At 66.6% G+C, this 12,529-nt stretch carries 12 protein-coding genes; 7 read left to right on the top strand and 5 right to left on the bottom strand.

What is annotated here, in order from left to right; all coding sequences use genetic code 11:
* Positions 1-51 precede the first annotated feature (51 nt).
* Positions 52-285 carry an RNA chaperone Hfq gene (gene hfq, locus GL279_RS04865; protein WP_017999735.1) on the top strand — a complete coding sequence of 78 codons (234 nt, stop codon included), beginning with the start codon at positions 52-54 and terminating at the stop codon, positions 283-285.
* A complete protein-coding gene (gene hflX, locus GL279_RS04860) occupies positions 286-1,593 on the top strand; it encodes a GTPase HflX (protein ID WP_155063473.1) in 1,308 nt (435 codons plus the stop codon). It abuts the gene before it with no gap.
* A gap of 151 nt (positions 1,594-1,744) precedes the next feature.
* Here the strand turns inward: hflX and GL279_RS04855 are convergent, their stop codons facing one another.
* The 5 genes from GL279_RS04855 to GL279_RS04835 all read right to left on the bottom strand — a co-directional run bounded on the left by GL279_RS04855 (position 1,745) and on the right by GL279_RS04835 (position 7,358).
* Positions 1,745-2,665, bottom strand: coding sequence for a carbohydrate kinase family protein (locus GL279_RS04855; RefSeq protein WP_155063472.1), 921 nt, complete (start codon positions 2,663-2,665; stop codon positions 1,745-1,747).
* 16 nt (positions 2,666-2,681) lie between these two features.
* Positions 2,682-3,962 carry a TFIIB-type zinc ribbon-containing protein gene (locus GL279_RS04850; RefSeq protein ID WP_155063471.1) on the bottom strand — a complete coding sequence of 427 codons (1,281 nt, stop codon included), beginning with the start codon at positions 3,960-3,962 and terminating at the stop codon, positions 2,682-2,684.
* Positions 3,963-3,965: 3 nt separating this feature from the next.
* On the bottom strand, positions 3,966-5,093 hold the full coding sequence (locus GL279_RS04845; RefSeq protein WP_155063470.1) for an SPFH domain-containing protein: 1,128 nt from the start codon (positions 5,091-5,093) through the stop codon (positions 3,966-3,968).
* Between the two features lie 73 nt (positions 5,094-5,166).
* Positions 5,167-6,201 carry a DUF2927 domain-containing protein gene (locus GL279_RS04840; protein ID WP_246175154.1) on the bottom strand — a complete coding sequence of 345 codons (1,035 nt, stop codon included), beginning with the start codon at positions 6,199-6,201 and terminating at the stop codon, positions 5,167-5,169.
* Positions 6,198-7,358: a toxic anion resistance protein gene (locus tag GL279_RS04835; RefSeq protein ID WP_155063469.1), complete on the bottom strand. Its 1,161-nt coding sequence runs from the start codon at positions 7,356-7,358 to the stop codon at positions 6,198-6,200. Before GL279_RS04835 ends, GL279_RS04840 begins: the two co-directional genes overlap by 4 nt.
* Positions 7,359-7,559: 201 nt before the next feature.
* On the opposite strand from GL279_RS04835, the gene fabF reads away from it, so the two are divergent.
* The 5 genes from fabF to GL279_RS04810 all read left to right on the top strand — a co-directional run bounded on the left by fabF (position 7,560) and on the right by GL279_RS04810 (position 12,461).
* Positions 7,560-8,822 carry a beta-ketoacyl-ACP synthase II gene (gene fabF / locus GL279_RS04830; protein ID WP_155063468.1) on the top strand — a complete coding sequence of 421 codons (1,263 nt, stop codon included), beginning with the start codon at positions 7,560-7,562 and terminating at the stop codon, positions 8,820-8,822.
* On the top strand, positions 8,819-9,997 hold the full coding sequence (gene mltG / locus GL279_RS04825) for an endolytic transglycosylase MltG (protein WP_155063467.1): 1,179 nt from the start codon (positions 8,819-8,821) through the stop codon (positions 9,995-9,997). Before fabF ends, mltG begins: the two co-directional genes overlap by 4 nt.
* Positions 9,998-10,079: 82 nt before the next feature.
* Positions 10,080-10,526, top strand: a complete 447-nt coding sequence (locus GL279_RS04820; RefSeq protein WP_155063466.1) for a hypothetical protein — start codon at positions 10,080-10,082, stop codon at positions 10,524-10,526.
* A 278-nt stretch (positions 10,527-10,804) separates the two neighbouring features.
* The gene (locus GL279_RS04815; protein WP_155063465.1) at positions 10,805-11,170 is read left to right on the top strand and encodes a permease; all 366 of its coding nucleotides are present in this window, start codon (positions 10,805-10,807) and stop codon (positions 11,168-11,170) included.
* Positions 11,121-12,461 (top strand): DNA-packaging protein, encoded by a 1,341-nt coding sequence (locus GL279_RS04810; protein WP_155063464.1) that lies wholly within the window; start codon positions 11,121-11,123, stop codon positions 12,459-12,461. The genes GL279_RS04815 and GL279_RS04810 overlap by 50 nt, the downstream gene beginning before the upstream one ends.
* Positions 12,462-12,529: the final 68 nt, after the last annotated feature.

The raw sequence follows: 12,529 nt of genomic DNA, 5'->3' as shown, positions 1-12,529 counted from the left end.
GGCGGCTCGCCTAAGTCTTTTCGGATAGCGATAAGAACAAGGTGCATCGAAATGGCCGGCGATAAACAGAACCTCCAAGACGCATTCCTGAACCATGTCCGCAAGGGCAAGGTGCCGGTGACGATCTTTCTGATCAATGGCGTCAAGCTGCAGGGGGTCATCACCTGGTTCGACAATTTCTGCGTGCTGCTGCGCCGCGACGGCCAATCGCAGCTGGTCTACAAGCACGCGATCTCGACGATCATGCCGGGCCAGCCGATCAGCCTGTATGACGGCGAGGACTGATTGGCCGAGCCCAGCGAAACGCGGGAACGTCCGACCCGCGCCTATGTGATCCACCCGGATCTGGGAAACAGCCGCACCCGCCGCTCGCCCGAGCTGGCGCTGGAAGAGGCTGTGGCCCTGGCCCATGCGCTGCCGGCCATCGACGTGACCGGCGCCGAGGTGGCCAAGCTGCGCAATCCCGATCCGGGCATGTTGTTTTCCAAGGGCAAGCGCGAAGAGATCGGCCAGCACATCCGCGCCGTGGCCGAGGGCGAAGGCGCCGAGCTGGTGCTGATCGACGGGCCGGTGACGCCGGTGCAGCAGCGCAATCTGGAAAAGGAATGGGACGTCAAGATTCTGGACCGCACCGGGCTGATCCTTGAGATCTTTGCCGACCGCGCCCAGACCCGCGAAGGGGTGTTGCAGGTCGAACTGGCGGCGCTGGCCTATCAGCGCACGCGGCTGGTGCGGGCATGGACCCACCTTGAACGCCAGCGCGGTGGTCTGGGCTTTGTCGGCGGGCCGGGGGAAACCCAGATCGAGGCCGACCGCCGCGCCATTGACGAGCAGGTGATCCGCCTGCGCCGGCAGCTGGAGCGCGTGGTCAAGACCCGCGAGCTGCACCGCAAGGCCCGCGCCAAGGTGCCCTATCCGATCGTGGCGCTGGTGGGGTATACCAACGCCGGGAAATCGACGCTGTTCAACACGCTGACCGGGGCCGAGGTCATGGCCAAGGACCAGCTTTTCGCGACGCTCGATCCGACCATGCGCCAGATGGTGCTGCCGGGCGGGCGGCGGGTGATCCTGTCCGATACCGTGGGCTTTATCAGTGACCTGCCGCATGAGCTGGTCGCGGCGTTCCGCGCCACGTTGGAGGAGGTGCTGGCCGCCGATCTGATCCTGCATGTGCGCGACATCAGCCATCCCGAGACCGAGGAACAGGCGGGCGATGTGGGCGAGATCCTTGAATCGCTGGGCGTCGAGGAAGACGTGCCGCTGATCGAGGTCTGGAACAAGATCGACGCGCTGTCGCCGGAAACCCGCGCCGCGCTGCGCCGTACCGACGCCCGAATCGAGGGCGTGCAGGCGATTTCGGCGCTGTCGGGCGAGGGGCTGGAGGCGCTGCTGGAGGCGGTCGAGCTGCGGCTGGCCGAGGTTCTGGACGAGCTGCGGCTGGATGAGGTGCTGGTCCTGCCGCCCGAGGATGGCCGCAGCCGCGCATGGCTGCACCGGCAGGGCGTCGTCGTCTCGGAGGAGATGGGCGAGCAGGGGGTGCGGCTGCTGCTGCGCTGGACCGAGCGGCAAAAGGCGCAATTCGCGGCGCTTTGAGCGGCGGCTGGTCCGGGGACGGCAAGCGCCGGGCCGGTTGGCGCGGTTGTATGGGTATTTGGAAAATGGTGAAAGCCGGAGCCGCCGCGCGCTGCGACCTGGTTTGCGGTGGTTTTGCGGCCGGTCCGGGTGGGGCCCGGCCGCAGTCCGTTCAGGCTGGCAGCGCGGCCAGTTCCTGGGCCCAGGGCGGGTTGGCGCCGGGGCGCGACACGGTGATTGCGGCGGCGCGGGTGCCAAGGCGCAGCGCCTGCAAGAGCGTGTCGGCATCGAGATTGGCGATGCCGTCGCGGGTCAGGGCGCCGGCCTGATGCAGCGCGCTGAGCACACCGGCGTTGAAGGTATCGCCGGCGCCGATGGTGTCGGCGACCTCGACCCGGGTTGCGGGCGCGCTGATCGGTTCGTGCCGCCAATGCGCGGTGGCGCCGCTTTCGCCGCCGGTTTGCAGCACCAGTTTCGCGCCCTTGGCGAGGATCGCGGCGGCGGCCTCGGGGAAGCTTGCGCCGGGCATCAGCCAGTCGAGGTCATCGCCTGAGAGTTTGACGATATCGGCGCGGGCAAAGAGCCGTTCGAGCCGGGCGCGATAGGCGGCGGCATCGGTGATGAAGAAGGGCCGGATATTGGGATCGAGCATCACCGGCACATGTGCGGGCAGGCGCGCGACCAGTGATTCGATGCTGCCGCCGCAGGGATCGGGCACGAGGCTGATGCCGCCGATGAACAGCGCCGAGATGTCGTCGAGCGTGGCGGGCAGATCCTCGGGCGCGAGCATCCGGCCGGCCGAGCCTTCGTCGTAAAAGGAGTAACGCGCCTCGCCCCCGATCAGGGTGACGAAGGCCAGCGTCGTCAGCCGGTCCGAGCGCGGGCACAGCGAGGTGTCCACCTGCGCCTCGGCCAGCGGGCGCAGCAACTGCTCGCCGAAGGCGTCGCGCGAGATCGGCCAGAAATAGCCGGTCGGCGCGCCAAGACGTCCCAGCGCGATGGCGGTGTTATAGACCGCGCCGCCGGCCAGCGGGCGGTAATGCCCGGCCTCGGGCACCATGTCGATCAGCGATTCCCCGGCGCACAAGATCATGACTTCCCCCCAATGCTCACGGTCCGTTGTGGTTCTGATAGCGGTAACTGTCGGCGATGGAAATATCCGGCGCGATATCGGCGCCAAAGCGGACGTAATTGCCGCGTTCGTTGAGCCAGAGGAGGCCGGCGATGACCGCGAGCGCCAGCAGGATGGCCAAGGCGATCTTCCATACCGACCAGGGGCGTTCGCCCTGCACGCGACCGGACTGGCCATTGACGACGAAGCGGTAGCTTTGCCCGTTGTAGCGATAGGCGGCGGTCCAGACCGGCAGCAGGATATGTTTGAATGTCTCGTCCGCATAGCGGGTCTGGATGCTGCTGACCTGTTGTTCGTTGCCGCCGATGGCGCGGCGCACGTCCATGGCGATCACCCCGGCCATTTCCTGACGCGCGATGTCATGGCCCGAGGCGAGCGGGATCGTGTAGCCCTCGGCCAGAAAGCCCGCGAGATACTCGGGGGTGTAGGGCATCAGATGCGACAGATCCCACGGCACCAGCGCATCGGTGATGCGACGCGGCAGCGAGCTTGCCGCCAGCACCAGCACGTCGTCGAAATTGCGCGCGACCTGACCCGAGACCGGCGTCCAGCGCGTGCGGCGCACCTGTTCGGCGACCTGCTGACGCTGGCCGTTGACCTCGCGCGTGACCCAGACGGTTTCGTAATACCAGTCGCCGCGTGCGCCGGAATAGGCCGAGCGGCTGTCGGCGTCGAAGGTCCAGAAGGGGGAATAGACCCCGCTCATCTGTTTGCCGCGCCGGGCATAGGCCGTCAGGCCCGAGGGCGCGAACCACAGGCCCTTGAGCCAGCTTTCCAGTGCCGCCCGTGCCTGGATTTCAGTGATGACGAAGGGCAGCACGCCTTGCGGCTTCAAAAGCCGCGTGGTGCCGGTGTCGGTCACCACGGGTGTGGCGCAGAACGGGCAGGTCGAGGCGTGCTGGTCATTGGTGATTTCGACCTTGGCGCCGCAGTTCGGGCACGAGAGCGTGCGCACCGCCTGCGTCAGATCGCTTGCGGCGTCGCGGCGCAGACCGTCCTGAAGCGGGATCTCGACCAGATCGGATTTGTGATGCGCGTCCCATTGCAGCGCGCGGCCGGTGCCGGGGGTGGCGAGGATCGCGCGTTCCCCCCACGGGCCATTGCCGGTCTGGCGCGCTGGGGCGCGGGCCGGGCCGGGGCCGATATGCTGTTCGTGGCCGCAATAGGGACAGACGAGGCTTTGCTGCCCCGGCGAGAATTCGAGGCTCGCGCCGCAATTCTCGCAGGGGTAGCGATATTCCGAGGGTGGCGTCGGCATGGATCAGCCCTTGGGCACCGGCGGCGGTGGCGGCGGGGCGACGGTGAACAGCTGGGCCAGTTCTGCGATCTCGTCGGCGGGTTTCCAGCCGTCCTGACCGGCGGTCCAGACCAGCGTTTCGCGCGAGAAGCGGCCCTCTTGCGCCAGCCGGCCAAGTTTGGCGCGGCCATAGGGGCCCTCGGCCTGACCATCGACGGCGATATGCCACAGGGTTTCGGGATGGAGCGGCGGCGGGCTTTGCACGGCCGGTTGCGGCGCCTGCTGGCCCGGGATCGCGCCCCATGGGCCGCGCCCGGCCATGGCAGCGCCCAGACCCGCGCCAAGGCCCGCACCAATGCCTGCGCCCATGCCGCCCGGCTGTTGCGAGGCGTTCAGCATCGCCTCGGAGGCAGCATATTGCCCGAAGCGGTTCAGATCGCCGACGATGCCCATTGAGGTGCGCTTATCAAGCATTTTCTCGACCTCATCAGGCAGGCTAATGTTTTCGATGTAGAATTCCGGGATCGTCAGGCCGTAGCTGGCGACGGTGGGGCTGATCGCCTTGGCGACCATCTGGCCGAACTGGTCGGTATTCGCCGCCATATCGAGCACCGGGATGCCCGACCCTGCGATCATGCGCGAGAATTCCTGCACGATGATGTTGCGCAGCTGGAAGCTGATCTCGTCGCGGGTGAATTCGCCATCGGTGCCGACGATCTCGGTCATGAACTTGCCGGGGTCGGTGACGCGCATGGAATAGGTGCCGAAGGCGCGGATGCGGACCGGGCCGAATTCCGGGTCGCGGGCGATGACCGGATTCTTGGTGCCCCATTTCAGATCGTTGAAACGGGTGGTGTTGACGTAATAGATCTCGGACTTGAAGGGGCTGCGAAAGCCGTGGTCCCAATGCTGCAGCCGCGTCAGGATTGGCAGGTTGTTGGTTTCCAGCATGTAAAGGCCGGGGCCAAAGACATCGGCCAACTGGCCTTCGTGGATAAAGACCGCCGCCTGACCTTCGCGCACGGTCAGCTTGGCGCCGTATTTGATCGCCTTGCCTACGGTCGGGTAGCGATAGACCATCGTGTCGCGCGAGTCGTCGGTCCATTCGATGATGTCGATGAACTCGCCGCCCAGAATGTTGAACAGGGACATGGTTACGCCTTTCGCCAGGTTGCCGCGCAGCCGATACTGCGCCGACAACGCCGGGCGTCAAGCCTTGAGGCGATCACGCTGCTGCGCCCAGCAGTTCGCGCGCGATCTGCAGGACGATGGGACGGGCCTCGGCCTCGGTCATGCCGGGGCGCAGGCGCGGATCGTAGAGGATCTTCAGCAAAAGCTCGTCATGCGGGGTCAGATAGGCGAATTCCTCGTCGTCGTTGAAGATCGAGGGCCGCACCTGCCGGCTGTCATTGGCCAGCCCCATGCCCTGCGACAATTCCTCGTGAAAGCATGAGCGGCGCAACAGCGGCGGCGTTTCCGAGCGGATCAGCGCCACGGCATGGACATAGGTCGAGGCATTGCCGCGCGAATAGGCGAAGACCGTGCAGTAGTTCTGGGCCGAGAGGTTCACCAGCGCATCGACATCGCTGGACGGGATGCCCGGCACCAGCGCGGTCAGGCGCGGGCCGATGGCGCGGCGTTCATCCTCGGACAGGATCAGGATGGTGAAATTGCCGTCGCCGCGCGACAGCGAGACGGGGGTGCCGCTGGCGGACTGCAGGCGGGCGGCAAGGGCTGTGATGTCGGCGCGGTCTCGGTCGCGCTGCACCGGCGGCACCGAGTCGCCGAATTCGATGCGCATGCGCACCGGCTGGGCCCAGCGGCGCAGCGGCGCGGGCACCGGGCGCGAGATCAACGCGTCGCCCTGACGCGAATATTCGTCATGCAGCGCGATCTGGACGAAATCCTCGGTCAGGCTTTCGGGGGTCAGCGGGATGCCGATCCCGCCGTCGGTGCGCAACATGCCGCGCGATTTCAGGGTCTGTTCGACCGTCACCAGATAGGTGCGCATGGTGCGGCTGGCCGGGGTTTCGGCGGCGCGGGCGGCGGCGCTGCTGGCGGCGCGGGCCTTTTCGGCGCGGGTGCGGCGCAGTTCGGCCTGATCGACGCGGGGCCGGTCGGGACGGGGCTGCGGCGCGGCGGCCTCGATCACCGGCGGCTTGGCGGGCGGCGTGGGCTGATCGCTGCAGCCGGCCAGCGCCAGCAGGCCCAGCGTGAGAAGCGCCGGCAGGGCGCGGATGGGGCGGCGCGCGGTCATCATTGCTGCGCCGGAGGCTGTGGCCGGCTGGCACGGGCCGAGGCGAGCGTGTCGCGCAGCGCGCGCTCCATCCCCTGCAATTCGGCCTCGGCGGCGGCGCGGCGGGTCTTGCCCTCATCGGCGATGCGCAGGCTGTCCTCGATGGTGGCGATCAGCTCGGCATTGGCGGTCTTGACGCTGTCGATGTCGAAGACGCCGCGTTCGACCTGAGTGCGGATGGTGGCATTCGCCTCGCGCAGGTTTTTCGCATTGGCGGTCAGCAGGTCGTTGGTCAGGTCATTGGCGGCCTTGACCGCGCTGGCGGCGGCGGCGCTGCGGCGGATGGTGACGGCCTGCGCCAGCTGGGTTTCCCAAAGGGGCACAGTGTTGACCAGCGTCGAATTAATCTTGGTGATCAGGGATTTGTCGTTTTCCTGCACCAGCCGGATCGAGGGCAGGGATTGCATGGTGACCTGCCGCGTCAGCTTCAGATCATGCACGCGGCGGTCCAGATCGTCGCGCACCGAGCGCAGGTCGCGCAGCTGCTGGGCGGCGAGGGTCTTGTCCTCTTCGGGGGCGGCGGCGACGGCGGTTTCGGCGGCGGGGATTTCGGTGCGGTCGATCTCGGCCAGTTTCTGCTCGCCCGCAGCGATATAGAGCGCCAGTTCGTTATAGAAATCCAGCGTGCGTTCATAAAGCAGGTCGAGCGACTTGATGTCCTTGAGCAGCCGGTGCTGATGGGCGTCGAGATCGGCGCTGATGCGGTCGATCTGGGTCTGGACCTGTTCGTAATTGGCGACGAATTTCGCAAAGGGCGCGGCGCGGCCGGTCAGGCGTTCCCACCAGCTGCGCTCGCGCCGGATGTCCAGCTCGGAGACGGAAAAGCCGCGGATCGTGGTCACGATCTCGCGCAGCGACTCGCCGGCGGGGCCCACGTCCTTGTTCTTGACATCGGCCAGCATGGCCTGGCTGATTTCTTGCAGCTCGTTCTGGGCGCGGGCGCCGAAATGCACGATCGAGCCGCTGTTGCCGAGGTCGATCTCGGCCTTGCGGCGGGCGATTTCGGGGTTGGCGGATTGGTCGGCGGCCGGCGGGACAGGCGGTTCGGGCAGGACGACTGAGGTCACGCTGTGGATTTCATCCGAGGCGGCGGCGGCGCTGGCCTGGGTCTGATCGGTCATTCGGTCTGTCCTTTCTGCGGTGCAGGAACCACGCGCAGGATAGTTGCATTTGCAGCGTGTTCAATAATTCGCGGGGCATTGGCGGCGAATTCTTGTTGCGGCGCCGCGTGGCGGGCGGGGCACGGGCGCAGGCTTGGCGTTGCGTGCGTGGCGGGGGGCGTGTAGAACCGCCCGAATTATGCGAGGGTCAAGGAGCCGTTTATGCGCAGAGTTGTCGTCACCGGTCTGGGTATGGTCACGCCTCTGGCCTCTGGGGTCGAAGAAACCTGGACGCGCCTGCTGGCCGGGGAATCCGGCGCCGGGCCGATCACGCGTTTCGATACCAGCGGCGTCGTGACGAAATATGCCTGCGAGCTGAAGCTGGGCGATGGCAGCAACGGTACCTTCAATCCCGACCAGTGGATGGAGCCGAAGGACCGCCGCAAGGTCGATGATTTCATCCTTTATGGCATGGCGGCTGCGACGCAGGCAGTGGCGGATTCTGGCTGGGAGCCCGCCAATGAGGAAGACCGCCAGCGCACCGGCGTCATGATCGGTTCGGGCATCGGCGGGCTGTCGTCGATCGCCGATACCGCCGTGCTGATCAAGGAACGCGGCGCGAAACGCGTGTCGCCGTTCTTTATCCCGGGCGCGCTGATCAACCTGGTTTCGGGTCAGGTCTCGATCCGGTTTGGCTTCAAGGGGCCCAACCATGCGGTGGTCACCGCCTGTTCGACCGGCGCCCATGCCATTGGCGATGCGGCGCGGCTGATCATGCTGGGCGATGCCGATGTCATGGTCGCGGGCGGCACCGAAAGCCCGATCTGCGAGATCGGCGTCGCGGGCTTCAACGCCTGCAAGGCGCTGTCCACCAAGCGTGAGGATGATCCCAAGGCCGCGAGCCGCCCCTGGGACGAGGATCGCGACGGCTTCGTCATGGGTGAGGGCGCGGGCGTCGTCGTTCTGGAAGAATACGAGCACGCGAAAGCGCGCGGTGCCAAGATCTATGCCGAGATCCTGGGCTACGGTATGTCGGGCGACGCCTATCACATCACCGCCCCCAGCGAGGATGGCGATGGCGGGTTCCGCAGCATGGCGGCAGCGCTGAAGCGGGCGGGGATCAGCCCTGCCGATCTGGATTACATCAACGCGCATGGCACCTCGACCATGGCCGATGTGATCGAACTGGGCGCGGTCGAGCGGATGCTGGGCGATGCGGCCGGGAATGTGGTGATGTCCTCGACCAAGTCAAGCATCGGGCATTTGCTGGGCGCGGCGGGCGCGGTCGAGGCGATCTTCTGCATTCTGGCGCTGCGCGACCAGATCTGCCCGCCGACGATCAACCTCGACAAGCCGGCGCGTGAGACTGTGGTGGATCTGGCCGCCAATGCCGCCGTGCGCCGCAAGGTGGATTACGTGCTGTCCAACAGCTTCGGCTTTGGCGGCACCAACGCCAGTCTGGTGATGGGGCGCGTGGCCGAATGATCTGGCGCCATATCGCGTCGAACTTTCTGACCCTGCTGATCGTGATCCTGATCGCGGTCGCGGCGGCGATTGCCTGGGCCAAGCATCAATATGCCGCGCCCGGGCCTTCGGCCGTGGCGGCCTGCGTGCGGGTGGCGCCGGGCGCCAGCCTGAGCGCGGTAAGCGAGCAGCTGGCCGGGCAGGGTGTGGTCTCGAACGGTTACATCTTTCGGACCGGGGCGGATTACGCCGGAAAGGCGCGCGATCTGAAATTCGGCAGCTATCTGGTGCCGCCGCATGCCAGTATGGCCGATATCGTTGCCACGATCACCGCCGGCGGGCCCAGCACCTGTGGCACCGAGGTGATCTATCGCATTGGTGTGCGCGAGAATTCGGTCATCCTGCGCGATACCGATGCCGAGACCGGGCTGATGGCCGAGAAGGCGAAATATGTGCCCGGCGTCGAGCCGGCGCCGCAGCTGGTGGCGGATGCCGAGGCCAAGGCCGATACGCGGTTGCGCATCACCGTGGCCGAGGGCGTGACAAGCTGGCAGGTGGTCGAGGGGCTGAAGGCTGCGGGTTTCATGGACGGCTCGGTCGCGAAACTGCCCGAGGAGGGCAGTCTGGCGCCCGATACCTATGACGTGCAGAAGGGCGCTGATCGCGGCACGCTTCTGGCCGAGATGGCGCGGCGGCAGTCGGCATTTCTGGCGCAGGCATGGGACAAGCGCGAGACCGGCTTGCCCTATCAGACGCCCGAGCAGGCGCTGATCATGGCCTCGATCGTCGAGAAGGAAACCGCCGTGCCCGACGAGCGCCGTCTGGTGGCCAGCGTCTTTGTGAACCGCTTGCGCCGGGGCATGCGGCTGGAGACCGACCCGACGGTGATCTATGGCATCACCAAGGGCGAGGGGGTGTTGGATCGCGGCATTCGCGGCAGCGAGCTGCGCCGGCGCACGCCTTACAACACCTATCAGATCGACGGTCTGCCGCCGACGCCCATCGCCAACCCCGGCAAGGCCGCCATCGAGGCGGCGCTGAATCCCGAGGACGCGGATTATGTGTTCTTTGTCGCCGATGGCTCGGGCGGGCATGCCTTTGCCCGCACGCTGGAGGAGCATAATCAGAACGTGAAGCGCTGGCGCGAGATCGAAAAGCAGCGCGGTCAGGCGCTGTCGCCGGTGCAGGGCGATTGAACCACGCGGCCACCGGGGGGCTTTGACAAACCCTCGGTGGCTGGGCACCATTGCGGGCATCGATCATGATAGAGGTGCCGCGATGAAACTGTCCGACCTGTTGACTGGCCTTGCCGAGAACGCCCGCGTCTTTGAGACGCGCGCCCGGAAATGGCAAGATGAGATGGAAGCCAAGGGCGAGGAGCTGATGGCCAGCGCCCGCCGCTGGCAAGAGAGCGCCAAGGCCCGGCAGGAGGATCTGGACAAGCAGATACAAGGCTATCTGGCCGATGCCAGCGAGAATGTCCGCACGCAATGGGCCGAGATGCAGGGCGGCTGGGACGAACAGGTTGCCCGCACCCGCGCCAAGGCCGAGGAGTTGCGCGCCAAAGCGGAAACCATGCAGGCCGAGGATTACGCCGACTGGTCAGAGGCCTATGCCGCGACCGTGGTGAGCTATGCCCAGCAGATGCAGGATCAGGCCAGCACCGCCGTTGCTGCCGCCACCGAGGCGCGCGCCAAGGCGGATGCGTTGAAAAACGGCGTCTGATGCGCGACATTGCCGGCCGATTCCCGGCGCGTTGCGGTGGAAATCGGGCGGGTGTTGCTCGTGCTGAACGCTGCTGTTGCGTGGGTTAGTTCATTGTGTTTCAACGTGAATGAACGGATCGTAAATCAACCATAGGTTTTGCGTTGACTTACCGAACGTTCTAAAGTAGAACTTATCCATGCTGGGAGAAATGGGCAAGCGGCCGGGTCGAAAGACCCCGGGCCGCTTTTTTCATGTCTCGCTCGTGCGGACAGGCACACGAGGGCAGGGCAAACGGAATGACAGTGAATTTCGATCCGGGGCGTGGCGAGCCTGCGGAAGGACCATTCGCGTCCGGCGCCGATGAGGCGCCGGAGCTGGACGTGCTGGCCATCGCGGACGGGCTGTTCCGGTCCTATGCGGCGGATCTGACCCGGCTGCGGGCGCAGATTCAGGCGGGTGAGACGGACGAGTTGAAGGAATCCGGCAAGCTGGTGCGCGCCCTGCGGGACGCGACCCATCTGGTGCTGGAGGAAAGGGGCAAGGTTGACAAGCTTCGCAAGGATGCTGCCGGACAGGTCGGTGCAGGCGCACTCGACCTTGTCGCGGCAAGAGATGAAGTCGGGCGCCGCCTGGCTTGCCTGCGCAGAGCCTCAGGAGGTTGATGCCTTTCTGGAGGGGTTGAGCAGCAATGCCCTGGCGGCGCTGCCCTGGCTTTTCGAGTTCTGGGCGCTGCCGCATCAGTTGCCGCCTGAGGGCGACTGGAAAACCTGGGTCATCATGGGTGGCCGTGGTGCCGGCAAGACCCGGGCCGGGTCGGAGTGGGTGCGCGGTCAGGTCGAGGGCGCAACGCCCGAGGCCCCGGGGCGCGCCCATCGCGTGGCATTGGTCAGCGAGACCTTTGATCAGGCGCGCGACGTGATGGTGTTTGGCGAGTCGGGCATTCTTGCCTGCTCGCCGCCGGATCGTCGTCCGGTCTGGGAGGCGGGGCGGCGGCGGCTGCTCTGGCCGAATGGCGCGACAGCGCAGGTGTTTTCGGCGCATGAGCCGGAAGCCCTGCGCGGGCCGCAATTCGATGCCGCCTGGGTCGACGAGCTTGCGAAGTGGAAAAAGGCCGAGGACACCTGGGACATGCTGCAATTCGCCCTGCGTCTGGGCGAGCATCCACAGCAGGTGGTCACGACCACGCCCAAGAACGTGAGCGTGCTGAAGCGGATTCTGGGCAATGCCTCGACGGTGACGACGCATGCACCGACGGATGCCAACCGCGCCTATCTGGCCGAGAGTTTTCTGGCCGAGGTCGAAAGCCGCTATGCCGGCACGCGGCTGGGCCGTCAGGAGCTGGAGGGCTTGCTGCTGGACGATGTCGAGGGGGCGCTTTGGACCACGGCGATGGTCGAGCGTTGCCGGGTCGAGGCGGCGCCGGCGCTGAGCCGGGTGGTGGTCGCGGTCGATCCGGCAGTGACCGGGGGCGCTGCCTCGGACGAATGCGGCATCGTCGTTGCAGGCGTGGTGTGCGAGGGGCCGGCGACGGATTGGCGGGCCTATGTGCTGGAGGATGCCACGGTGCGCGGCGGGCCTACGGATTGGGCGCGCGCCGCCATCGCGGCGATGGACCGGCACGGGGCCGAGCGGCTGGTGGCCGAGGTGAACCAGGGCGGCGATCTGGTCGAGAGCGTGATCCGGCAGATCGATCCCTTGGTGCCGTTCCGGGCGTTGCGCGCCGGGCGCGGCAAGGGGCTGCGGGCCGAGCCGGTGGCGGCGCTGTATGAGCAGGGCCGGGTGCATCATCTGCGCGGTCTTGGTGCGCTGGAGGACCAGATGTGCCGCATGACCGTCAGGGGCTATGAGGGCAAGGGATCGCCCGACCGGCTGGATGCCCTGGTCTGGGCGATCCACGAGCTGATGATCGAGCCTGCGGCGCATTACCGGCGTCCCTCGGTTCGGGGGCTATAGCCCGAAGGTTTGGGCGGCGCCGGAGGTGGGACCGGGGCTCTGCCCCGGACCCCGGGATATTTCGACAC

It is taken from the genome of Paracoccus limosus (genome assembly GCF_009711185.1).
Taxonomy (GTDB): domain Bacteria; phylum Pseudomonadota; class Alphaproteobacteria; order Rhodobacterales; family Rhodobacteraceae; genus Paracoccus; species Paracoccus limosus.
The sequence above is the reverse complement of the archived record's forward strand: the minus strand, read 5'-3'. Positions and strand labels throughout refer to the sequence as shown.